This is a genomic window from Erythrobacter sp. HI0063, from assembly GCF_001635685.1.
Lineage (GTDB): Bacteria > Pseudomonadota > Alphaproteobacteria > Sphingomonadales > Sphingomonadaceae > Qipengyuania.
The window spans coordinates 1-210 of the sequence record NZ_LWFF01000106.1; the positions used below are offsets into that span (position 1 = coordinate 1).

The following is a 210-nucleotide window of genomic DNA, read 5'->3' on the forward strand; positions in this document are numbered from 1 at the left end:
GGATGTTGACCATTTGCAAGGCGGCAAAGCCCTGGCTGTTGGGCGGCAGTTCGCACAGTTCGAATCCGTCGCGATAAATCGCGCAGGCGGGATCGACCCACTCGCTGTCATGCGCGGCGAAATCGGCGCGGGTGAAGGCGCTGCCCTGACGCTGGAGGTAATCCACCATCGTCTCGGTCAGCGCGCCGTCATAGAACGCATCGCGCCCTT

Annotated in this window: 1 protein-coding gene; it reads right to left on the bottom strand. The window is 62.9% G+C overall.

Annotation, left to right across the window (positions count from 1 at the left end; genetic code table 11):
* Window positions 1-210 (bottom strand): gamma-glutamyltransferase (locus A3736_RS04510; RefSeq protein ID WP_197465492.1); only part of this gene is annotated, 210 nt, incomplete at both ends.